At 51.5% G+C, this 21694-nt stretch carries 19 protein-coding genes; 4 read left to right on the top strand and 15 right to left on the bottom strand.

Going from position 1 to position 21694, the window contains the following annotated elements:
• Position 1 precedes the first annotated feature (1 nt).
• Positions 2-1441, bottom strand: a complete 1440-nt coding sequence (locus Q0L28_RS05655; protein ID WP_296632779.1) for a phosphomannomutase/phosphoglucomutase — start codon at positions 1439-1441, stop codon at positions 2-4.
• 41 nt (positions 1442-1482) lie between these two features.
• Here Q0L28_RS05655 and Q0L28_RS05650 point away from each other — a divergent pair, with 41 nt between their 5' ends.
• The gene (locus Q0L28_RS05650) at positions 1483-1902 is read left to right on the top strand and encodes a metallopeptidase family protein (protein ID WP_296632776.1); all 420 of its coding nucleotides are present in this window, start codon (positions 1483-1485) and stop codon (positions 1900-1902) included.
• A gap of 14 nt (positions 1903-1916) precedes the next feature.
• Here Q0L28_RS05650 and Q0L28_RS05645 read toward each other — a convergent pair whose 3' ends face one another.
• The 4 genes from Q0L28_RS05645 to manA form a co-directional block, all read right to left on the bottom strand.
• A complete protein-coding gene (locus tag Q0L28_RS05645) occupies positions 1917-3230 on the bottom strand; it encodes a DUF5719 family protein (RefSeq protein ID WP_296632775.1) in 1314 nt (437 codons plus the stop codon).
• Positions 3230-6088, bottom strand: a complete 2859-nt coding sequence (locus Q0L28_RS05640) for a glycosyltransferase family 2 protein (RefSeq protein ID WP_296632773.1) — start codon at positions 6086-6088, stop codon at positions 3230-3232. The genes Q0L28_RS05645 and Q0L28_RS05640 overlap by 1 nt, the downstream gene beginning before the upstream one ends.
• A gap of 24 nt (positions 6089-6112) precedes the next feature.
• Positions 6113-6418: a WhiB family transcriptional regulator gene (locus tag Q0L28_RS05635; protein ID WP_296632771.1), complete on the bottom strand. Its 306-nt coding sequence runs from the start codon at positions 6416-6418 to the stop codon at positions 6113-6115.
• A gap of 136 nt (positions 6419-6554) precedes the next feature.
• A complete protein-coding gene (gene manA, locus Q0L28_RS05630) occupies positions 6555-7706 on the bottom strand; it encodes a mannose-6-phosphate isomerase, class I (RefSeq protein ID WP_296632768.1) in 1152 nt (383 codons plus the stop codon).
• 82 nt (positions 7707-7788) lie between these two features.
• Here manA and Q0L28_RS05625 point away from each other — a divergent pair, with 82 nt between their 5' ends.
• Positions 7789-9159: an O-antigen ligase family protein gene (locus tag Q0L28_RS05625; RefSeq protein ID WP_296632766.1), complete on the top strand. Its 1371-nt coding sequence runs from the start codon at positions 7789-7791 to the stop codon at positions 9157-9159.
• A gap of 7 nt (positions 9160-9166) precedes the next feature.
• Here the strand turns inward: Q0L28_RS05625 and Q0L28_RS05620 are convergent, their stop codons facing one another.
• From Q0L28_RS05620 to Q0L28_RS05590, 7 genes are all read right to left on the bottom strand, one after another.
• A complete protein-coding gene (locus Q0L28_RS05620) occupies positions 9167-11839 on the bottom strand; it encodes a LysM domain-containing protein (protein WP_296632763.1) in 2673 nt (890 codons plus the stop codon).
• Positions 11836-12324 carry a hypothetical protein gene (locus tag Q0L28_RS05615; RefSeq protein WP_296632761.1) on the bottom strand — a complete coding sequence of 163 codons (489 nt, stop codon included), beginning with the start codon at positions 12322-12324 and terminating at the stop codon, positions 11836-11838. Before Q0L28_RS05615 ends, Q0L28_RS05620 begins: the two co-directional genes overlap by 4 nt.
• Positions 12325-12349: 25 nt before the next feature.
• Entirely contained in the window at positions 12350-13648 is a 1299-nt protein-coding gene (locus tag Q0L28_RS05610; RefSeq protein ID WP_296632758.1) for an LCP family protein, read from the bottom strand.
• Between the two features lie 83 nt (positions 13649-13731).
• On the bottom strand, positions 13732-14226 hold the full coding sequence (gene purE, locus Q0L28_RS05605; RefSeq protein ID WP_296632754.1) for a 5-(carboxyamino)imidazole ribonucleotide mutase: 495 nt from the start codon (positions 14224-14226) through the stop codon (positions 13732-13734).
• Positions 14227-14276: 50 nt separating this feature from the next.
• Positions 14277-15428: a 5-(carboxyamino)imidazole ribonucleotide synthase gene (locus Q0L28_RS05600; RefSeq protein ID WP_296632752.1), complete on the bottom strand. Its 1152-nt coding sequence runs from the start codon at positions 15426-15428 to the stop codon at positions 14277-14279.
• Positions 15429-15456: 28 nt separating this feature from the next.
• Positions 15457-15885, bottom strand: a complete 429-nt coding sequence (locus Q0L28_RS05595; protein WP_296632749.1) for a PH domain-containing protein — start codon at positions 15883-15885, stop codon at positions 15457-15459.
• A 4-nt stretch (positions 15886-15889) separates the two neighbouring features.
• Positions 15890-16663, bottom strand: coding sequence for a biotin--[acetyl-CoA-carboxylase] ligase (locus Q0L28_RS05590; RefSeq protein WP_296632746.1), 774 nt, complete (start codon positions 16661-16663; stop codon positions 15890-15892).
• 101 nt (positions 16664-16764) lie between these two features.
• On the opposite strand from Q0L28_RS05590, the gene Q0L28_RS05585 reads away from it, so the two are divergent.
• Positions 16765-18384, top strand: coding sequence for an acyl-CoA carboxylase subunit beta (locus Q0L28_RS05585; RefSeq protein ID WP_296632743.1), 1620 nt, complete (start codon positions 16765-16767; stop codon positions 18382-18384).
• Positions 18384-18647 (top strand): acyl-CoA carboxylase subunit epsilon, encoded by a 264-nt coding sequence (locus Q0L28_RS05580; protein ID WP_296632740.1) that lies wholly within the window; start codon positions 18384-18386, stop codon positions 18645-18647. The genes Q0L28_RS05585 and Q0L28_RS05580 overlap by 1 nt, the downstream gene beginning before the upstream one ends.
• 208 nt (positions 18648-18855) lie before the next feature.
• On the opposite strand, the gene Q0L28_RS05575 is transcribed toward Q0L28_RS05580, so the two are convergent.
• From Q0L28_RS05575 to Q0L28_RS05565, 3 genes are read right to left on the bottom strand one after another with little or no spacing between them, the layout of a single operon-like run.
• Complete coding sequence (locus tag Q0L28_RS05575; protein ID WP_296632738.1) at positions 18856-19824, bottom strand: hypothetical protein; 969 nt, start codon at positions 19822-19824, stop codon at positions 18856-18858.
• Positions 19821-21029: an ATP-binding protein gene (locus Q0L28_RS05570; RefSeq protein ID WP_296632734.1), complete on the bottom strand. Its 1209-nt coding sequence runs from the start codon at positions 21027-21029 to the stop codon at positions 19821-19823. The genes Q0L28_RS05575 and Q0L28_RS05570 overlap by 4 nt, the downstream gene beginning before the upstream one ends.
• On the bottom strand, positions 21029-21694 hold the full coding sequence (locus Q0L28_RS05565; protein WP_296632731.1) for a response regulator transcription factor: 666 nt from the start codon (positions 21692-21694) through the stop codon (positions 21029-21031). Before Q0L28_RS05565 ends, Q0L28_RS05570 begins: the two co-directional genes overlap by 1 nt.

Below are 21694 nucleotides of genomic sequence, written 5' to 3'. Positions count from 1 at the left end.
TTTAGCCCTTCTGCTGAATGAGGTTTAACACTTCATCGCGAATCTGAATCATCTTGGCTTCGGATGAAGCTTCGACGTTGAGACGCAACAGTGGTTCTGTGTTTGATGCACGCACGTTGAACCACCACCACGACCCGGCTTCGGCAGGCTTGCCTAGCTCTTGGTTATTTGTTGCTGTGATGCCATCGAATTCGTCAAAGTCTGCGCGATCTGCAAAGGCAGACTGCACGCGAGCTTTGGCGGCTGCGACGTCTGAAACGGTCGAGTTAATCTCGCCGCTCAAAAAATAAGGATTGTACTTTTTAGCAAATTGCGAAAGTGGTAATTCTTGAGAACCAAACTCGGCAAGCACGTGCATCGCAGCAAGCATGCCGTTGTCCGCTCCCCAGAAATCTCTGAAGTAATAGTGCGCTGAGTGTTCGCCACCAAAGATGGCATTGGTTGCTGCCATCTGGTCTTTGATTAGCGAGTGGCCAACCTTGGTCTTTACGGCGCGAGCGCCATCCTCGGCAATAACTTCTTCTACTACTCGTGAAGTCAGCAAGTTGTGCAACACAGTAATCGGCGCACCGGGGTTGTTGTTGCGCTCGCGAGCAATTTCGCGACGAGCCACAATTGCCGCCACAGCTGATGGGGTTACCGCGTCGCCGTTTTCGTCGATCACAAAACAACGGTCGGCGTCACCATCAAATGCAAGACCGATGTCGGCCTTGTGCTCAATTACCGCACGCTGAAGGTCAATTAGGTTTTTTGGGTCAAGAGGGTTTGCCTCGTGGTTCGGAAACGTGCCGTCAAGCTCAAAATACATCGGGATGATTTCGAGCGGCAGTTGCTCTAGGTCGTTGGCGTGACCAAGCACGGCAGGCACAGTCATGCCACCCATTCCGTTGCCGGCGTCAACTACAACTCGCAATGGGCGAATTGAATCAAGCGCCACAAGTTCGCGAAGGTAGCTGGCGTATTGAACCAAGATGTGAAGATCGCGGAACGAACCAGGCTGCTCTACTTCGTCAATGCCATCTGCTAGGTACTTCTTGGCACGGTCGCGAATTGCGGCAAGGCCGGTGTCGAGGCTGATGCCTCGGGCACCTGCTCGAGAAAACTTAATGCCGTTATAGGTGGCTGGGTTGTGGCTGGCCGTGAACATGGCGGCTGGGGCATCGAGCACACCTGAAGCGAAGTAAGACTCATCTGTAGAGCAGAGGCCAATTGAAACCACATTTGCGCCACGAGCCTGGGCGCCATAGGCAAAGGCATCGGCAAATTCTGGCGATGAATCGCGCATGTCATGGCCAACAATCACGTCTTGACCGGCAGCGCCAAGCTCGTCAACAAAACCCGCAGCCAAGGCTGAAACCACCTCGGGGGTTAGGGCCTCGCCCACCAGCCCACGAACGTCATAGGTTTTGACCAGGGCATCAAGAATTTGGGGATTTTTCATCGCCTCAAGGATACCAAGGCCCCAGTTCGTAAACTTGACCCATGGCAGACAAGGCAGCCCCAAGAGGCACCCAGAGCGACCGACATGGCCGCGGCATTCGCCAGCCATTGATGAGCAGCCTTTTTAGAAAGGGAAGCCGTGCCAAAGGCTTCGATCAAATTGTTGCCGGAGCTTGCGATTATCTTCAGGCCTCATGGCCAGAAGAACTGGCCGACCTCAAATGGCAAGTGCTGGATGCACCCACCATTACTAAGGATGCAAAAGCGGTTCGTCGTTGGGCGGTGAAGCGCGAGGAAATGACCATCGTCATTTATCGCCTGCCAATTGAGCGCCTTGGGCACCATCGCAGAACCGATGCGCTGCACGAGCGCATGCACATCGAAGAATATGTTTTTACCGCAGTGGGCAACCTGCTTGGAAAAGATCCTTGGGAACTGGTTCCCGAAAAATATCGCCCTTAGGCAGCTAGCGAAACTTAGCGAACGCTGACGGCAACTTTGCCGCCCGAGTTCCTTTGATCAAGCACTGCTATGCCGGCGACTGAGCCATCCACGTCAACAATCAGGTTTGCAAAAAGAGCAGCGCTGGTACCACCGAGTGAAACGGTTGAACCGGCGGTTGCCAAATTCACTTCATAACTTTGTGTGGCCTGGTTATAAATTGCTAGCTTGCTAATGCCTTGAACCGGCACTGATATTTTTCTAAGCGCGCTTGAGCCTTCGGCAGCCGCAAGCCAGGCAAAGTCAGGCGCCTTGGCTGAAACAACTCGCGAAAGGCGCAAAGCTGTTTGCACCTTTACATTTGAATTCACCAAGACTGCATAATCGCCATCGGCAACCGAACCGAATGGCAGATCAATAACTGAACCACCTTGCACCGTGGCTTGAATTACTGTTCCAAAAGTTTTTGCCGTTGAACCAACCAGCTGAGCTGTCACAGTTGCCGATTTGGCTCCTGGCACATAAACACGCAACACAGTTTGCAAATCTCCGTAATCGGCATCCGCTGCGATTAGTTTTTTCGCCAACTTAGCGCCACGAATCAAAACTCCAGGAATCACCTGTTGCTTTGCTGGCTGCGGAGAAGGAGAAATGTAATCAAAACCCGAAGCGGTCAAACCGTGAACTGTACGCTGCTGAATCCAGGCTGCAATTGCGCCGCCCTTTGCAGTCACATGAGTAGCAAAACTTGTAGTCTTCGGAATCAATCCAGACAGCGGAATGATTGTCGTCTTGCCACCGATAACTGAGATTCCAGTTAATCCAGGGGCGTCAACTAAACCACCCTCGCTAAAAACCTGAAGGTCCACAGTTGAATCAACGGTGGTTGGGTTTTTCAAAATGAGCAACGCCTCGCGACCAACGCGGGTGTCACCGCCTACCAACCAAAGGTCTTGAGTGGCGCGTTGGCAGGCCGTGCCTGAGAGCCCTGCCAGCGTTGCACCATCGAGCGCTTGCACCTGGTTCACATTCAACAGTGCTGAGCCCTGGGCGTCGCTGCCTGCCGGGTCACTCACCGTATAAACGCCGTCTTGAACCGATAGCGAAGTGCTTGCCGAGCCGTTGAATTGCGACGAAATAAGCGGCGAGCCAATTTGTTCGAACTCACCCAGTTTCGAAGTGGCTTTGTAGGCGCCGCCGACACAAACCAAAGAAAGATCACGCGCTTTCACATCGAGGGTTGTCGTGTTTGGCAACTCTCCAATCTGAAGGCTGATTGCTGGTGCCCAAACTACGGATGCCGCCAGCGCGGCAGCGACCACCAAAATCGAAGCAATTCGCTTTAGCATCAGTTGTCTTCACCAGCCTCAACAAAGATGGCGCTATCGGTTTGTTTCGCACGAGCGGCACGAGAAGTTGGCAGCGCCAACAAAATAAACGCCAACAACACTGCCAGTTGCACGGCCTTGGTGATTGACCACATTGATTGCGCGACTGGTTGGCCGTGCTGCAAAGCCTGGTCTGGTGATTTAACTCGCCAGAGTTTGCCAAATTCAGTGATACCAACGGCTTCAAGCTCTTTGATCGAGTCGAGGCCAATGGCCAAATCGCCTGACGCTTCGGATGTGCTGGTGGGCAACAAAACATAGCCAACCCGAACGCGATCAAGTTGTGCTTGCAGGGGTTTGCCATTTGCCGAAACTAAATCGGCTACCAGCTCAGCAGCTTGTGCGCGTCTGGCAATCAACTCATAACCAAAACCGTTTGCGGTTGCTCCAACAGCAAAGCGGTAGCCAAGACTCACGTCTTCAAGTTGAACGCCGTCGCCGGCAACCAGCTCCGCGGCGTAAGCAGGTTTGCCTTCAGCGTTTTTTATTGGATTGATGACCAGCAAATTAAGTTGACTGCCCTGCTCTGCCTCAGCAGCAACAATGGATGGCACCACTCGGCCATCGTTATAGCTGAGGGGGTTAACGGCTGTGGCAGCCATTGCAGCCGCTGGCACAATTGCCAGAATCGTTAGCAACACCGCTAAGACTTTTTTCAATTTTGTGCTGTTGAGTGCTTCGAAAAGAATCGCGATCAAAACAACCACACCTAGTGCCGCAAATGTCATCAAAGCAAATGGTGAACCGTTTACAAATTCACCAGCAAAGGTTGCTGAACCGATACCCACGGCCACGAAGTCAAAGTTTTCGACGACATAACTCCAGGTGGCAATCACTAAAACAACAATCCAAATAATTAGTGACAACAAGGCTTTGCGGGTCAGCAAAGCTAGCAGAGCGAGTGCTACCGGAACCGCTGCAACCCAAAACGAAAATGCGCCAATTGCACCTAGATCAATTGAGCGAGAGGAACCGCCCAAAAGAATTTGCCAAATTGCAAATCGGGTTGAAGCTTGCGGCAAACCTGGGTCGGCAAAGATGGCAAGCGGTTGCCAAAGGCTCAGGTAATAAAGCACCGATGGCCCGAACAAGGCAGCTGTTGGCAGTGGGATCCAAATTAGGTAACCGAATTTGCGAACCTTGGCAAACAGGATCACCAAAAAAACGAGAGCCAAAATTGGCAGAAGGTTGGGTGAAGACGCCGCGACAATTGCCAGCAGCAAACCAGAGACTCCTACCCACACCCAAGTTTGCGAGGAAGTGAGAGATCGTCGGCTGAAGCCCGCCGCAACCGCGGCTGCATAAATCAACCAAGGCAGCGCCAACGTTGCAATCAAGCCAGGCGACCTTGCGTCGCTTTGCAGTTGTGAAACCACCGGCCATAAGGCAAAAACCAAGGCCGCTAGATTGCGAACCAGTGCTGAATTGCTAAAAAGCGAAACCACGCGCCAAGCCCCAGCAAACGCGATTACCTTTGCTAGCCAAATCAAAATAACCATTGCCAACGAGGGCGACCAAAAAGTGAAGGCGCTTAGGAAAGTGAGCACCCAAACAAACGGATCACTAGGACCATAGAACCCAAAACCGATTGGCTGATAAGAGGCGCCAGCATGAGCAAAAAGTTCTAGCCAAGCCGAAGACAAAGGCAACAGACCGCCACCCGCTGCCGCCACATCGCCTGGCCAAAAAGCCACGTTGAGCGCGGCCAGTGCCAACGAAATCCAAATTGCTCCAGACGCTACGAACCCAGCAGGTTTCACGAATGACTCGCTCTCACCCGATTCAAAGGCGGCAAGCTTGGCTTGAGTCTCTTCGTGATCAAGTTGGGCACGATTATTTTGGCGCACCTGCGCGGTAGTTGCCCGCAAGGCCTTTAATTTTGAGAACTTGAACTTGCTGGTCTTGCTAATTTTTGCTCGACTTGAAAGTCTCGAAAATAATGTGAAGTAACCCCAAAGGCCTGCGGTGATTTCAGACCACAGTCGATCTGGGCGCTTTGTTGCAACTCGCCAAAAAACTCGCACTAACGAAATGAGAGGAAGAAAAAGCCAAAACAACAGGGCGCTTGGCAACGGCGCATAAGCCAGACGCAAGTGAATCGCGCTGCGCCGCAGCGCAGCCTTTGGTGAAGTGCCCAACCAACGTCGCGGGCGTTTGCCTTGCATCGAAAGCCCCGCGTGAGCAACCTTGGCCTGCGGCACCACAATTACTCGGTGGCCAGCTAAACGAACGCGAATTGAGTAGTCAATATCCGAAGCAAGTGCTGGCGCTTTTGAGTCAAAGCCAGAAAGTTCATCAAAAACATCTAAGCGAATTAATGCGCCGGCGGTGCCAACTGCAAGAACATCATCGACATCATCGTGTTGACCCTGATCAAGTTCACCGCGCACCATTGAGAACAGGTCGCCCATTGGTGTGAGTGTTAGCCCTTGCTGCGTGACAATGCGATTGTCATTCCAGTCAACTTGTTTTGGCCCGGCAATTGCAACCGACGGTGAAAGTTCTGTTGCTCGAAGCAATTCGTTTAGAGCATCCGGTTTTGGCGCGCTGTCATCGTGCAAAAACCAAAACCACTCGGCATCCAAGCTAGAGGCGCGGGCGGCAGCCAAAATTTGAGACAAAGTGGCTTTGTTAGAAAGTTTTGTAATTTGTGTAACGCCTTGGGCTTCGGCCAAGGTTGCACATTCATCCGTGGTTGAAGTGTCAATCAAAACAATTTGATTAGGCGCACGGGTTTGCGACTGAACTGCTTCAAGAGTTGCCGCAAAATAACCTGCTTCATCGTGCGAGACGATGACGGCGGTAACTAGGGGTTTCATAATCAACGGCTAAAAGCCGTTTGCTTAGGCGCGCTTCTTGAGCTTGCGACGTTCGCGCTCTGACAAACCGCCCCAAATTCCAAAACGCTCGTCATTTGCAAGTGCATAGTCAAGGCACTGAGCCTTAACTTCGCAACCAGTGCAGATGCGCTTTGCGTCGCGAGTCGAACCGCCCTTTTCTGGGAAGAACGCCTCTGGGTCAGTCTGCGCACAAAGTGCGTCGGCCTGCCAAGCTAGTGGGTCGCTTTCTGGATCTGAGTACGCCCCCGCGACACCAAGTCGAATTGGATCGATAAACCAGTTTTCTGGCACACGATTACGACTGTCCATAACTTCTATTCCTAACCCGACCCCCGGCTTTTATGCCATTCGGAATCTTTCGAATACTTTTGTAGTTGTAATTACACTCTTGTAGTTCGGGTTGTGTCAAGTTGAGTTTCGGCAAGTCTTAACTCGCCCTTGAGGCTTATCTGGTAGGCGAAACGGCTATAAAGCCCGTGCCCGCGCCTGCAACAGTGAATAAAGTAGGGGTTTCCGAAAGATAGGCAGCCTCGCCGCGGCGCAGGGTCAACATTTCGCCCAAACTATCGCTCACCAAGATTTCACCTGCCGTACACAAAATTACGCACTCACCCGGCAAATTCATGTCGGCCAAAACCCGCAGGCCACTCGGCTCCACGCGGTAAAGCAAGAAGTCATCCACGGCACATGGGTAATGGGTTAGCCCTGCAGAAAGCTCAATTGGCTCAACCCGAGGCAACTCCCCCGCCCCAAAATCAATCACACGCTCGAGCTCATCAACGTCGATGTGCTTTGGGGTTAAGCCACCACGAAGCACGTTGTCAGATGAAGCCATCAGTTCAACTGCTAGGCCACCTAAATAAGCGTGAATGTTGCCGGCCGGCAGAAACAGCGCTTGATTTGGCTTCAGTCGAACATGGTTCATCAGCATGGCAACGACAACACCAGGGTCCCCCGGATAAATCAGATTCAATCGTTCAGCCAAAGCAAACTGTGCTTCGCCGTCGGCTAGGGCGGTGAGTTCGGCATTGAAGCCGTCTAAATTGCCGCGACGGTGAATGATGTCAGAAAACAATTTCTGCAAACCGTTTTCTTGGTGCAGCAAGTCTTTCCAGTGCGCAGACAGTGTTCTAAAACCTTCGCTCACCCCGGAATGTGAAACAAAATCTTCGAGCAGTTCGTCAATGGCTTTGATCGATTTGAATCCGCAGAGCGCTTCAAAATCGGTTAGGGCAACCACAATTTCGGGCTTGTGCCGATCATCTTTATAGTTGCGGTTTTTTGCATTCAGCGGAATGCCTTGGGCGTTCTCACGTTCGAAACCAGCGGCAGCCTGAGCACTGTTTGGATGCGCCTGAATCGAGAGCGGCGAACCCGCTGCCAGGATTTTGAGCAAGAAGCGAAGTTGATGACCACCAAGTTTGTCTACCAAAGTGACATCAGGTTCTTCAACCAGAAAGGCTGGCGAGCCCGCGTGAGTGCCAAACCAAATCTCGGCCATTGGCCCGCCCTTGGCTGGAATGCCGAAGTAATCAGGAATCAGGTCGTGCGAACCCCAGGCGTAATCACGCGCGGTATTGGCAATTTTGACCAGCACTGAATTCCTTTCAACTAGCGGCTCTAAGCCTAATCAGGGTGAGCCGAAATAGACTTGAACAAGCCCAAACCGGAAAGTTGCAATGAACGCACTTACTAGACCAATTCGCGTGGTCTTCAATACCCGAGAAAAGGGCTATCGAACCAAAACCACGATTGCCTCGGTGGGCCTCTTTACCCTTCTGGCCGGCGACGCCGTGCGCTACAGCTTGGGATGGTGGGGCTGGGGCATCATTCTGGCGGGCGTTGTTGCCGGTGTGGTGACAATGTTAATTAAAAATCGAACCACTGCAATTTTTAATGAAATTCCGCTGCCTCTTTATTTGCTTCTTGCCTGGATGGCCCTGAGCACAATCTGGTCGGCCTATCCAACTTTTTCTGCACTCGCCACTCTGGCTCAACTACTCACGACCCTGGTGGCAATTTTTCTGGCTGCTCTGCTCAGCTGGCGCCATCTGCTGAGAGTTTTCGCAAATGTCATTCGATTTATTTTGTTGAGCTCATTGGTTTTCGAATTCGTGGCCGCAGCATTTGTTCGCGGCCCAATCGCACCGATCTTTAAAAACTACGAAGGTGATGTTCCGCCAGCACCCGCTTTCTATTGGACTCAAGGCCATCTGTTTGACGGTAACCGCATTCAAGGCATTGTTGGTAATTCAAATTTGCTTGCCTATGTGGCCATGTTGGGTGTCGTTATTTTCTTTGTCGAATACTTGATCGTGGGCACCTCAAGATGGCTTAGCGCATTCAGTTTGGTTTTTGCGTTGGGTGCAATCTGGATGGCAAAATCCGCTGGCGTAGGTTTTGCGATGGCTGCAATTGCACTTTCTGCTGTGGTGTCAATTGCCGCCGAGGGTAAAGATCGCGAAACTCGCCACAAGTATTACCGCATTGCCTGGGCTACCGCTGGCACCATCGCAGTGATCGTTTTATTCTTCAGAGCCCAGGTGTTTGAACTAATCGGCAAGAGCCCAGACATGACCGGCCGAAGTGGCATCTGGAAAATCGTGCTGAACCTGATTGAGCAAAAGCAATGGCTTGGTTGGGGTTGGATTAGCTATTGGGTGCCGGGCGTAAAACCATATGACGGCCTCGTGGTTATCAATAACGTGCCTTACTTTCAGGCACACAACGCCTATTTGGATATCTGGCTGCAGCTAGGCATTATTGGCCTGATGATTTTTGCGGCACTCGTTCTTGTGACATTCATTAAAATTTGGCGCCTTGCTGTGCGACACACGAGTCCACTTTATTTGTGGCCGGTTTTGATTTTGATCGGGCTTTTGGTTTGGTCACTCACAGAAAGTCGCATGCTCATCGAGAGTGGCTGGCTGATTTTCACATTGTTGGCAATAAAAGTGAACGAGCCATCAGAGAACCTTGAGGCATTGGGTCGTTCGCCAAAGCGAGCAAAGATTTTGAATTTCGACTGGATGCGAATTTCGCAAAAATAAAGTGCGATTACGGAATGATCAGCACTTGACCAATTTTGATCAAGTTGGCGTTCGCGATTTTATTTGCGGCCATCAGTGCGGTTGAGGTTACGCCAAACTTTTTGGCAATTGCCGTGATTGAGTCACCGGCAACAACTTTGTAGGTTTTAGCTGGTGCGCTAACGCTCGGAGACGGGCTAGGTGTTGGGCTCGCTTTTGGGCTCGGGCTCACGGTTGGCGTTGCCGAAACAGTTGGCTTTGGTGAAGCACTGGGGCTAGGGCTTACGGTTGGGCTCGGCGAAGTTGATGGAGACGGGGTGGCCTCTGTAGCCGCTTCACTTGCTGGCATAGTCTTTGGGGCGGCAGTTCCAGTTGCAATCTTTGAAGCAAAGTACGGGCCCACAACTACATAGGCAAGGCCGTCGCCACGAAGTTTTTCATAAGCTGCCGTTGAGGCCACCAAGCGCTTTTTGCCGTCGTCAATCAGAAAGATCTTCTTGGTATCTGAGGTCTTGATGAACCGACCCATGGCAACAGTTGCCTTGGTGATTGCCAAGCAATTGTGCTCACTGAGTTTTAGAGCTGTGCCCGGATAGTCAGCTGCGTCGCTGGCCGAGATTGAATGGAACTTGCCAGTCACCACAACGTAGTACTGGTCATCGCAACGATATTTGATTCCGTTGGCTTTGGTCTTTTTGTAGTACCCAGCAAGTTGTGAAGCGGCGACACGCTTTGCTGAGCCCAGGCCCAGAAGCGCCGCTTGATCAGCGCTGCTAATTACCAGCGCACGCTTCAGCCCGTCAATCCAGTAGTTTGCAGAACCGGTGGTTACGTAAGACGCTGGAGCTAGAACGGGGTTGCCCAACTCAATTTGCTCGATTGCGCTTTCAGGCACCGTCAACAAAGTGTTGTCAAAAACAGCGGGGTTGAACTTAACTCGATCGGTTGCTGTTGGCAACAAACGCTTGGCGCCATCCGCAGCCAAGTAAACGTCTTTTTTGGTGGTGCTCTTGATGAATACTGGTGTGTTCAACGTGGGCGCTGTGCTGTCAGAAATAGCGCTCAGTAAGGAGTCTGAGATTGTTGGCGCGTCGCCAACTAATGGTGTTTGCGCTGAAACTTTGCGCTTGCCGGCGGCAGTCAAAAGATATTGCTGACCAGCCGCAGAATTAACAATTGTTCTTATGGTTTGCTTTGAAGCAATCGCAGCCAACGCTTCACTCTTCATCACGCCGGCAGACGCCGTGAACCAAGGGGCAAAGTTGATGTCAGCTTGGCTGTCTGCGGCAATGTCGTAATAGAGCTCGCCGTCATAAATGGCAAGTTTTTTAGTTGCCGCGTTGGTGAACAAGCTGCCCTTGCGCATTATCGGTTTACCCCAAGGCAAATATGCCAGCGCACTGATTTTCAATTTAGAAAGTGCCGGCACACCAATGCGTGAATCGACCAGCGACTCGTTATCCAAGATTTGACGCTTTGCGCCTCCCTGAATCAAATAGGTGTCGCCGTCTACACCCGAGACATACTCAGTGACTGGTCCGCCAATGCCAAGAGCTGCAAGTTGGTTCGCGGTCAACTGAATTGCCTTGGTGCAATCAAGACCAAAACCGGCAACCTGATCACAGTTTGTGAAGGTGTACTTTTGTGCGTCAGCCAAGAAGTAATAAATTCCAGCGGCAGACTTCACCAATCGGGTCAACTCTCCCGCACTGGTAAATGAGTCAAGGTAGGTCTGCGAAATTGTTCCCAAAGGGCCGAGCGGCTTCAACGCAGTCACCAGAGCAGGCTCGTTGATCAAGTATTTTTTGTCCTCAACAATTAGGTAGGTTCCGCTGGTTTCGCTCTTCAGCAAGAAACCGCCACCAACCGGGCTGCCGAACCAGTCGGTGTAATAGCGCCAAAAGTTGCGGTTGCCATAGGCGCTGCATGCGTCACCGCTGCCGTAAAGATTTGCCATAGCAGCAGCATTAGGGGTGTAAGGCGTGTAGTAATAAAGCGCAGCGGTTGCCTGGCTCTTAAGTTGAAATGTCTTTGAGCCGCAGTTAATGCCCTTGGCGGTTTCAACCTGTTTGTCTTGATACCGGCGGGTGATGTTTTGCCCCACCTTCAAAAAGGTGAAAGACCCTCGAGGGTCTCCATACCACTGCAACTGGCCTGCGCCTTTATAGAGCTGCCAAAAGAAACCCGCGGATGACGCGCTGCAGCCGCTGGCCGTGTCTGGGCAGTTCATGCCAAGAGCGAAGTCATATGAGCGTTTTGTCGGGTTTCCATTGGTGATTAGACCCTGCTCTTTTTGCAGAGTCACAATAAGAACGCGTGGATTAATTTTGCAGGCGTTGGCAATTACATAAATCATTCGAGCAGCAGATTGATTTACCTGTGATGGCAAAGATTCACAGCGGCCATCTTCACCATTTACCGCTGGTGTGTCCATTCGAAAATCTTTGATGCACTTCATGCCGTTTGCGTTATTGCAACTTGGTAGTTTGCTTTCCAGAAATTTCTGCACGTCATCGGCAGTCATGGTGCCAAAGTCATAAAAAACGCTGTCGCCAATAATTAGGCCAGGGTCAAACTGTGAGGCCACCGCAGCCTCGGAATTATCGGTGTTGCTGGTGGCAGCAATTGCTATGAAGCTAGCTGCGACCAGAAGTGTAGAAGTGAGAATCGCAACCAGTCTTGAAAACCGGCGAGGAATCAAGGGATGTTCACCGCGTAATTAGCTAGCGTGCCCTGGTATCCGGTGGAAGCATAAGAGATGGTGATTTTTGCAGCACCCTTAGGCAGGCCGGTCAGCGGAATATTTGCTGGAAAACATTGAGTAGCGGTTGCGTTAGCCTCGGCATTCACGGTCACCGCTTTTGAAACTCCACCTGCAACAACCGAGATGGTGCACTTGCCGCCAGTCTCACTCACATTGGTAACTTCGGCTACTACCAACAACGTGCCCGAGCCAGTGTCGGCCATTGCTTCAATCACATTTAGTTGAGCGTTTTGCTTTGCAACCGAGGCTGACGCAGATGGCGATGCCGAATCAGTTGGGGTCGCAGATTCGCTGGCACTTTGTGAAGGTGATGCTGAATCACTTGGCTTGGCACTGGTGCCCCAGTTTGGATACAACAAGGCGCAACCGCTGAGAGCAATTGAACTAGCAGTAAGAATGGCCAGGATTGCGATTTTTCTCATAGTCATAACCTCTCTTCAAAACTAACTAATTGCTGGGGCTTGGTGTCTGTGAAGTTGCTGCCAATGTCTTCTTGACCAGAGCATGAATAGCAACGAAATCTGGGCGAACAACATCGATAGTTGGTGGCACCAACGACAGTTCCTTGAGGCCGGTCTTTCGTGCTTCACCAGCCAATTGCACATACTGAGCCAACATGCCGCTTGGGATGTCGGTCTTCACAAGTTTCTTGCCTGCGGTTGCAATTGATTGAAAACGGGTGAGCACATTTGCCGGATCAAGCTGATTTAGAACCGTGTTTTCAACCTCGTGTTGGCGACGCATTCGGTCATAGTCAGAGGTGCTGTGTCGTGAACGTGCATACCAAAGCGCGGTGTAGCCATCCATGTGCTGTTGACCCGCTTCGATCCAACCCTTGACGTCAGATAGATCGTCACGCTGGCCACCAATTGGCAGACGCTCTTTCACGTTGATGTCGATGCCTCCGAGCGCGTCAATCAACTGGGTGAAAGCAGCCATATCAACCATCACGTAAGACTGAATCTGCAAGCCGGTCACATATTCAACGGCGTCACGAGTCGCTTCCACTCCCGGAGTTGAACCGTGCGCTTTGGCTTCTGGATAAAGATCGGCGTGGTTATCCATAGTGTCTTTGTAAATTGCGTTGATTAAACACTCAAGGCCACAGTTCCAACCATTCGGATAAACGGTGAGCATTGGCGAGCCGGCCGAAAAACCAACATGTTGCAAATTGCGCGGAATTCCGATGTTTACCGTTTTGCCGGTTGCTGCATCGATGCTCACAACACTGATGCTGTCGGGGCGAATTCCAAAACGGTCTCGACCCGAATCGGCACCAAGCAACATGATGTTGTAGCGACCATCAACCGGTGAAGTGAAACCGCCTTGATTAAAGATTGTGCCCACCAAACTGGCCTGAACGCCAGCCAAGTTTCCAGCGTAAGAAATTGCCGAGGTGCCCAAAACTCCAGCCACAACCAGTGCCGAAAATGCTATCCAGCGTTCGCGGTTGTAAAGCCTGCCCAACTTCATTAATCGAAGAGTGTCAATTGCAAGCACCGCAAACAAAATTGCGTAGGCAATCAAAACCAAAGCCAAGATGCCCACTAAAAATGGAACCGTGGCGAGCCAAATAATTGCTGATCGGCTTATCAAGCCAATGATCAGCAAAACCAAGATGATCGCCCAAAAAGTAAGGGTCGCGGTGATTCCAATTCGAGCCATTTTGCGATTGCCAGCAACCAATTGAGCTGAGCCCGGCACCAGGAGGGTAAGCAAAATTAACCACCAGGCTCGGCGGTTCATTTGATCTGGCGTGGCTCGCTCAAAGTTGCGAAACGGCCCAGACGCGCGGGTCGAACCTTGTGCGCGCTGGCTTAGCCTTGGGTTCAAATTTGTGATTTCAGTTTCGCATTCTTCTCGGCGACCTGGTCTTTAAGAGATTCACCATAGGCGGCCATTTTTGCTGAGATTGCTGAATCAAACGCACCAAGAATGCGCGCAGCCAAAATTCCTGCATTCTTTGCGCCGCCGATAGAAACGGTGGCAACTGGAATTCCCGCAGGCATTTGCACAATCGAAAGCAATGAGTCCATGCCATCAAGTTTTGAAAGGGCAACTGGAACACCAATTACGGGCAATGTGGTGACCGAAGCAAGCATGCCTGGCAGATGTGCTGCGCCACCGGCGCCAGCAATTACAACTTTGATGCCACGGCCGGCTGCTGCCTTGCCCCACTCGATCATTCGCTCTGGGGTGCGGTGGGCTGAGAGCACCTCTACTTCATACTCAATGCCGAATTCCTTGAGCACCTGAGCCGCGTCAGACATGACGCTCCAGTCGCTGTCAGAGCCCATGACAACGCCGACGATTGGGTTAGACATAGGGCTCCTTTGTTAAGTGGTAACCCCAAAATTTTACCTAAGCGGGTGAATTATCCCCGTAGCAAAACGGCTGCAGCGCCCTTGGCTTCAGCCAAAATTGCCTCGGCAGAGTCACCAACCACGGTGATGTGGCCCATCTTGCGGCCCGCGCGGGCACCCTTGCCATAGGTGTGAATCTTCACGGTTGGGTGCGCCACCAAAGCCGCCGGGTAAGCCTGCACGAAGTTGTTTTTATCGTCAACACCTAAGAGGTTCACCATCACGGCGTGAGTAGCTCGCATTTCGGTTGAACCCAACGGCAAATCCAAGACTGCACGAAGGTGCTGCTCAAATTGGCTGGTGACCGAACCCTCAATGGTGAAGTGGCCCGAGTTGTGCGGGCGCATCGCCAGTTCATTAATCAAAATTCGACCGTCTCGTGCCTCAAATAGCTCAACGGCAAGCACGCCGGTCACACCCAAACCTTCGGCAACCGACTTTGCAATTTGCGCAGTTTGCTCGAGCACCGATTCGCTAGCATTTGGTGCCGGCGCAAGCACAACTGAACAAACGCCGTTTTCTTGAATCGTCTGCACCAATGGCCAGGCAGCAAACTCGCCACTCGGGCGACGAGCACTCAACTGGGCTAACTCTCGAACAAAGTCAACTTTTTCTTCGGCCAACAAGCTACCGCCATAGGCCGCCAAATTATTCAGCCAATCAGCGGCATCCTCGGATGACTTGACTACGCGCACACCTTTGCCGTCGTATCCACCGATTGGAGTTTTCAAAATTGCAACTCCGCCGTGCGCGTTGATAAACGCATCCAAAGTATGGGCATCTTCAATTTGGGCCCAGTCAGGCATCGGCAAACCGAGTGCACCGAGTTTTTGACGCATGTGCAATTTGTTTTGAGCAAACGCCAGAGCATTGCTTGGTGGCTGCACATTTACACCGGCAGCCTCGAGAGGTTCGAGCACCGCCATCGGCACGTGCTCGTGATCAAAAGTAATAACGTCGACTGTGCCCGCGAATTCGCGAACTACATCGAGTTGGTTGTAGTCGCCAACTTGAGTTGCGGCTAATGCAGCCGAAGAGCCTTCAGCTTCGGCAAGCACTTTGAAGTCGATTGCCAGGTTGATTGCCGGCACAGTCATCATTCTTGCCAACTGGCCGCCACCAATTGCGCCCACCTTTAAAGTGGCTGGGTTCTGCTGGCTCATCTGCGGCTCCAAATCAAATCAAGAAGTTCTATATTGACGCAGCTAGGCGGTCAATTTCTAAAGCTACGGTTTTGTGGTTCGGAATCCCTGTGATTACAAGGGGTTCCTGCCCGTTTACCTCAATTGTGAAAGCGCGCCTTTTAGCTAATTCAACTCGAGAGATGTCGGCGATTTTGATTTCTTGGCGGTGTTGGCCAAAAAGCCCTGAGCGACTAACCACTCGCGTGGTGGTGATTTCAAGATATGTAGTTGCATATCTAATCAGCGGCAAAAACCAAAACAAGAAAGCAAAGGTGCCACAAGAAATCCACACCACAAGGTTTTGCCATTGCTCGGTGAATCGACCGGCAAAAAATGAAACCACAAAAACTGCAAAGAAAAGTGCCACGTTGGGCCAAAACATTTGCGACAAGCGTGGTCGCAGTTTTGCAATTCGGGTGTCGGCTAGGAAACTCATCTGCTTAATTGTGGCGCAGGTGCACAATATCGCCGGCAGCCACGGCCATCACAGATTTTGCACCGTCTGGCAAAAGAATCAACCGGCCACTGTCATCAATGCCAACTGCTTCGCCAATAACCTCTTTGTTGCCAGGCAGGATTGCCTTCACGCGCAAACCTAGAGTCTGGCAATTATTCATCACTTGATAGCGCAACCCACTCAAAACAGCATCGCCGCGGTGAATCACGAATGAGTCATACAAATCACGCAGGTGCTTTAGGTATAGAGCAAGTACCTTGTCGTGACGAGGTGCGCGGCCCAACTCAATTTTCAGCGAGGTGGCATTTTCGATTGGCAGTTCGGCTTGTTTTTGCTTGATGTTGATTCCAGCGCCAATCACCACGCCACTCAAATCAGATACCAACTCACTGAGCACTCCAGAAATTTTATTTTGTTCAATCAGCACATCGTTTGGCCACTTAAGCGAAGCACGCTTCTCAAGTTGAAGTTCATTTAGCGCTTTGCTAATTGCCAATCCGGCAAGCAATGGTAGCCAAGACATTTTTGCCGGGGATAAATCCTTCGGCTTTAGCAGTACCGACACAAAAAGTGAGCTTCCCGCAGGCGCCTCCCACTGACGTCCAGAACGACCTCTGCCACCAGACTGGAATCCGGCAACGAGAACCGAGAAATCAGGCAGGTTGGCGGCTTGATCCACTAAATCGGTATTGGTCGAACCAGTTTCTTCAACGAATTGAAAGTGCTTGGCTAATTTGCTGGCATTTGGAAACTCCATGTCTACAGGGTAGCGCCTGTAGGTTTTCACCAGTCAAATAAGCAATTCGCAGTAGGAACCCTTCAACAAAATGAGGCAAACCACTAGGTAGAGTGATTTTCATGACCTTTGAGAACACCTTTACGTCAGCCATTCGCCTAAACCCAGACATTGCCACCACCAAGGGCAAACTGGCTGATTTGCGCGAGCGTTATCACGAGGCGGTCACTGCTGCCGGTGAAAATGCAATTGCCAAGCAACACGCAAAAGGCAAGAACACGGCTCGTGAGCGCATCGAGATGCTGCTAGACCCAGGTTCATTCGTCGAGCTAGACGAATACGTTCGCCACCGTTCAACCGCATTCGGCATGGATGCCAAGCGTCCTTACGGTGACGCAGTAGTCACCGGTGTAGGCACCATCCACGGTCGTCAAGTTGCCTTGTTCTCACAGGACTTCACAATTTTTGGTGGCTCACTTGGTGAAGCTGCCGGAAACAAAATCATCAAGGTGATGGACCTAGCTATTGCTACCGGTGTGCCAATCATCGGAATTCTTGACTCTGGAGGCGCGCGTATTCAAGAGGGCGTTATTGCTCTTGGAAAGTACGGAGAAATCTTTAAGCGCAACACCATGGCTTCTGGTGTGATTCCGCAGATCTCGATCATCATGGGCCCTGCTGCCGGTGGCGCGGTTTACTCACCGGCGCTGACTGACTTTGTAATCATGGTTGATAAGACCTCAAACATGTTTGTCACCGGCCCAGACGTAATCAAAACCGTGACCGGCGAAGACGTGGGAATGGAAGAGCTCGGTGGTGCTCGCACTCACAACGAGCGTTCGGGTGTAGCGCACTACCTAGCCGACGATGAAGTTGACGCAATCGACTACGCGCGCTCTCTGTTGAGCTACCTTCCAGAAAACAACTTGTCAGAAACCGTGGTCTACGCGCCTGAGGGTGAACTTGAAATCACCGATGCCGACCTAAAACTCGACACCATCATTCCTGACTCACCAAACCAGCCTTATGACATGCACACCGTTATCGAGGGCATTGTTGATGGAGCAGAATTCCTTGAAGTGCAGCCTTTGTTTGCGCCAAACATTTTGATTGGATTTGCTCGCATTGATGGACGCAGCGTTGGCATCGTTGCAAACCAACCACAACAGATGGCAGGCACCTTGAATATCGAGGCTGGTGAAAAAGCAGCTCGCTTTGTTCGATTCTGTGATGCGTTCTCGATTCCAATTCTCACTTTGGTAGACGTGCCAGGCTACCTACCCGGCACCGATCAAGAGTGGGCCGGAGTTATCCGCCGCGGTGCAAAGTTGCTTTACGCATATGCAGAAGCAACCGTGCCACTTGTAACAGTCATCACTCGCAAAGCCTATGGAGGCGCATACATCGTTATGGGCTCAAAGCAGTTGGGCGCAGACATCAACCTTGCTTGGCCAACCGCAGAGATCGCCGTGATGGGTGGCCAGGGTGCGGTCAACATTTTGTTCCGCGACCAAATTAAAAAAGCCGAAGAAGCAGGAATGGATGTTGCCGCAGTTCGAGCAAAGCTTGCCGCCGAATACACCTACAACGTTGCTTCACCATTCTTAGCTGCCGAGCGTGGCGAACTTGATGGAATCATCGAGCCAAGCGCTACTCGAATCCAGGTGATTAAGGCAATGCGTGCCCTGCGCACCAAGCGCTCTAATTTGCCACCAAAAAAGCACGGAAACATTCCACTTTAATGAGCGCTAAACACTTGGCGCCCAAGGGCGAAGACAAAGAACTGCAAGAGCTATTGCAGGTGGTTCGTGGCGAGCCTACGCCTGAAGAACTGGCCACCATCATCGCCGTTCTCGAAGCTGCCCGGGCCGAAGAAGAAGCGGCCTCGGATGGCTACGAGCGGCCACTCAAGTCCACCTGGTCTCGCAACTCAGCCCAACTGCGACATGGAATTGTGCCTGGCGCTGGCCAGTGGCGCGGTGCCTACCGCAACGGACTCAACTAAGGCCAAAGCCTCTCGCACAAGCATGAACAAAATCGTTACCTTTTGTCCCCCAAAGAGGGGACCCGATTTCGCACCTTATGTTCCCAATCCCAAACGATACTTGAAGTGCTAAGTGTTGTGGCTTCATCAGGGGAAATGCCGCAACATTTTGGGGTCAGGCGAAAGCCTGAATGGGGACTATGAAGAGCGGCTTTCGGGCCGCTCTTCTTCATTTAAGTTTCAGCCAGATATCTGGCTTTGCCACGCCAGAGCGAGTGGCCATAACAGTTACATTCCAGGCTTCGCCCTGAGGTGCACGCACAGTGATTCGACCGGTTTCAACTTTGTTTACCGCGGATGCCACTTGGCGCAAAATGCGCTTGCGGTCGTCATCGGGCAAGTCTTGCAAACCGCCCTCATCCAATAGCGTGACATCGATTCCACGGCTGCGAGCAGCATCTACTGCTTTGCGCACGGCTGGGCTGATTAGGTCTTGGCCGCGAATGTCGTCTCGCAGCGATGCCTCGAGTTTTCGGGCCTCGATGCGATCTACAGCCGACAAAGGTTTAGTTGATTTTGAAATTTGCATCAGCAGCGGCTGGGCTTTGCGAAGTGCCTTATCGACTCGTCGTTGACGCTCGGTGCGGGTCGCAGTCTTGAAAGCTGTTTCGGCAGCAATGCGCACAGTTTCGTTGTTGTGCTGTTCAGAGTCGCGCCCGGTGCTGCGCAAACCCGCAGCCATCAACAATCCTGCTGCCAAATAAATGACTGTTCCAATCGCGCCGGTATTTGCCAGAACTCCAACGCCACCCCACATGATGATTTGAACCAACAAAGTAATCGCCATAAGGGTGGCGATGATGCCGTGCAATCTAAAAGCAGTTGCCGCTATCAAGCAGCTAAGTGCACCCACAAACCAGGTTGAATATCCGCCTGCCAAAGAAGTTGGAATAGTTGGGAACATCACCAGCGGAATCACTAGTGCCACGAATAAATTGAATAGCGCAAGAGCCGCCGGCATCTTTAGTGTTCTAAAGGCGCTGACGCTTGGCAAAATTACAGAAACATAAAGCACTACCGTGAGGGACGTCCAGCTTAAGTCTTCGATCTGGTGCAGGTTGCTAATAGCCAGATAAACCGGGTACAGGCCAAACAAGCCAGCTGAGACTGTGATGTAAATTCGCGGGAGGGTTCTCATTTAGCGGTCCACTCCAAGATCACTGATGTGCCTCGGCCTGGTGCCGAGTCAATAACGGCGCGACCGCCCGCCGACTCCATGCGTTTGATAATTGACATTCTCACGCCAAGGCGATTTTTTGGGATTCGCGAGACACGAAAACCGCGACCGTCGTCTTTGATCACAATTTTAATTTTCTTCGCAGTGCCGCGAACCGAAATAGAACGTTGCACATTTGGCCCTGCATGCACCAAGGAATTCTCTGCGGCCTGAAGGGTGGCTTCAGCAAGGGCAGCAACAACAGCTTTGGGAACATTCAAGTCGCTGGCACCGGTTTCGCTAAACGCAAATTCAGAATCATCTCGGCGGTAGCGATCGAAAAGCACTCCAAAAAGCGAATAACTGGTGATTGCTTCATCTGACTCATCGGTTTCAGATTTTGCTTCTTTGAGCGCTGACAGTGCTTGCCTCGCCAGACTGCGGGCGTGTTCAAATTTTTGTTTGGTTTCCGCATTGGCCGCAACTAACAAAGTGGTCAAAACTTTGTCGTGAATTAGTGCATCTACTCGGGCACGCTCTTGTTCGATGGCATCAATCTGTGCCGCGCGGGTTTTGGCCGCAACCATCTGCTCGTTTGCGAGGTCAACCTTGCGCGCCTCATACCTAAGAAACAAAAGAAGCATCGAGAAGCAAGCGCTCCACAAAAATGTATAAACGGCATCCTGCGTAGCGCGCTGAAAACTTGCGGCACCGCCAAAATCTGCAATGTGAATCAGAAACCAGGCAATCGGTTGCAACACCAAATACGATGCCCCATAAATCAATGGCATTGAAAGCGCCGCGGATAGGCTCGCCGCCCCCAAAGCCCACCAGACCCAAGGCTGAAATCCTTCTGGCAAAGGCTGGTCAGCTGGCACCTGCACGTGCCAAAACAACAAAATGCCAGCAACCACCAACGCATACGAAGTTAGGGCCCAATTGTATTCAGGCGCAAACCATGCTGTGGCAAAAATTAGTAATTGGCTAAGCGCTAAAAGCGCCATAGCAATCAAAGTAGGAACGGTATTCAAATGCGGCAACTGCGAAAAAGCATTTAGCAAAGTTTCGGCACCCGAAAGTAAAAGACCAATCGAGAATGCCCTGGCTGTTAGTCGAGCAACACGGTTTACCGCATATGAAGAAGTTTGCTGGGCAATAAACAACTCGGTCTTTACCGAAGGCTGCATTACATTGAACTTTCTTCGATGATGCCGTCTTCGATTGCACGAATCAGCAGATCAGTTTTGGTTGATGCAGTTCGGCCCACGCCCGAATACTTTGCGCGCACACGATCGATGTGTTCTTTTGCCGTGCTGATTGAAATATCCAACTCAGTTGCAACCTGCTTTAGAGCAAAACCAGATGCATAAAGAGAAAGAACCTCGCGCTCACGAGGTGAAAGGTTGGCTTCGTCTTTAAATTGGGTATCGGCATCAATTACTGCGGAAGTCTCGGTGTTGTTCACCACGAGCCCGGTGGCTATTAGGCGAATGGTCCTAGCCAACTCCTCCATGCTTTGCGACTTGCGAACCAGTGCCGCTGCGCCAGCGCGCAAGGCTGCTCGCACCATGTTTTTCTTATCTCCGATGCTGAAGATCACCACTTCGGCGCCTGTCTTGAGGAGTGCTTGCACGTTATCGGTGACGATTGAGCCATCGGCAAGTGAAAGATCGAGAACCACAACTTCGCAATCAGCGATTTTGTCTGAATCTAAAAGCTCTTGCACCGTGGCCGCAGATGCAACCAATTTCAAACCATATTCTTGACACGCACCCTTGAAGCCAACTCTGATTGCTTCGTGATCGTCAACGATCGCAACCTTAATTTCTTTGTCGGTGAGCAATGAAGCCAT

This window comes from Rhodoluna sp. (genome assembly GCF_024639375.1).
Classification (GTDB): domain Bacteria; phylum Actinomycetota; class Actinomycetes; order Actinomycetales; family Microbacteriaceae; genus Rhodoluna.
This window is presented reverse-complemented; position numbering and strand designations above follow the sequence as displayed.

Bases quoted from the DNA above. Each gene is read 5' to 3' on its own strand.
- Q0L28_RS05655 (WP_296632779.1), bottom strand. From the start codon at position 1,441: ATGAAAAATCCCCAAATTCTTGATGCCCTGGTCAAAACCTATGACGTT.
- Q0L28_RS05650 (WP_296632776.1), top strand. From the start codon at position 1,483: ATGGCAGACAAGGCAGCCCCAAGAGGCACCCAGAGCGACCGACATGGC.
- Q0L28_RS05645 (WP_296632775.1), bottom strand. From the start codon at position 3,230: ATGCTAAAGCGAATTGCTTCGATTTTGGTGGTCGCTGCCGCGCTGGCG.
- Q0L28_RS05640 (WP_296632773.1), bottom strand. From the start codon at position 6,088: ATGAAACCCCTAGTTACCGCCGTCATCGTCTCGCACGATGAAGCAGGT.
- Q0L28_RS05635 (WP_296632771.1), bottom strand. From the start codon at position 6,418: ATGGACAGTCGTAATCGTGTGCCAGAAAACTGGTTTATCGATCCAATT.
- Q0L28_RS05625 (WP_296632766.1), top strand. From the start codon at position 7,789: ATGAACGCACTTACTAGACCAATTCGCGTGGTCTTCAATACCCGAGAA.
- Q0L28_RS05615 (WP_296632761.1), bottom strand. From the start codon at position 12,324: ATGAGAAAAATCGCAATCCTGGCCATTCTTACTGCTAGTTCAATTGCT.
- Q0L28_RS05610 (WP_296632758.1), bottom strand. From the start codon at position 13,648: ATGAACCGCCGAGCCTGGTGGTTAATTTTGCTTACCCTCCTGGTGCCG.
- purE (WP_296632754.1), bottom strand. From the start codon at position 14,226: ATGTCTAACCCAATCGTCGGCGTTGTCATGGGCTCTGACAGCGACTGG.
- Q0L28_RS05600 (WP_296632752.1), bottom strand. From the start codon at position 15,428: ATGAGCCAGCAGAACCCAGCCACTTTAAAGGTGGGCGCAATTGGTGGC.
- Q0L28_RS05595 (WP_296632749.1), bottom strand. From the start codon at position 15,885: ATGAGTTTCCTAGCCGACACCCGAATTGCAAAACTGCGACCACGCTTG.
- Q0L28_RS05590 (WP_296632746.1), bottom strand. From the start codon at position 16,663: ATGGAGTTTCCAAATGCCAGCAAATTAGCCAAGCACTTTCAATTCGTT.
- Q0L28_RS05585 (WP_296632743.1), top strand. From the start codon at position 16,765: ATGACCTTTGAGAACACCTTTACGTCAGCCATTCGCCTAAACCCAGAC.
- Q0L28_RS05580 (WP_296632740.1), top strand. From the start codon at position 18,384: ATGAGCGCTAAACACTTGGCGCCCAAGGGCGAAGACAAAGAACTGCAA.
- Q0L28_RS05575 (WP_296632738.1), bottom strand. From the start codon at position 19,824: ATGAGAACCCTCCCGCGAATTTACATCACAGTCTCAGCTGGCTTGTTT.
- Q0L28_RS05570 (WP_296632734.1), bottom strand. From the start codon at position 21,029: ATGCAGCCTTCGGTAAAGACCGAGTTGTTTATTGCCCAGCAAACTTCT.
- Q0L28_RS05565 (WP_296632731.1), bottom strand. From the start codon at position 21,694: ATGGCTTCATTGCTCACCGACAAAGAAATTAAGGTTGCGATCGTTGAC.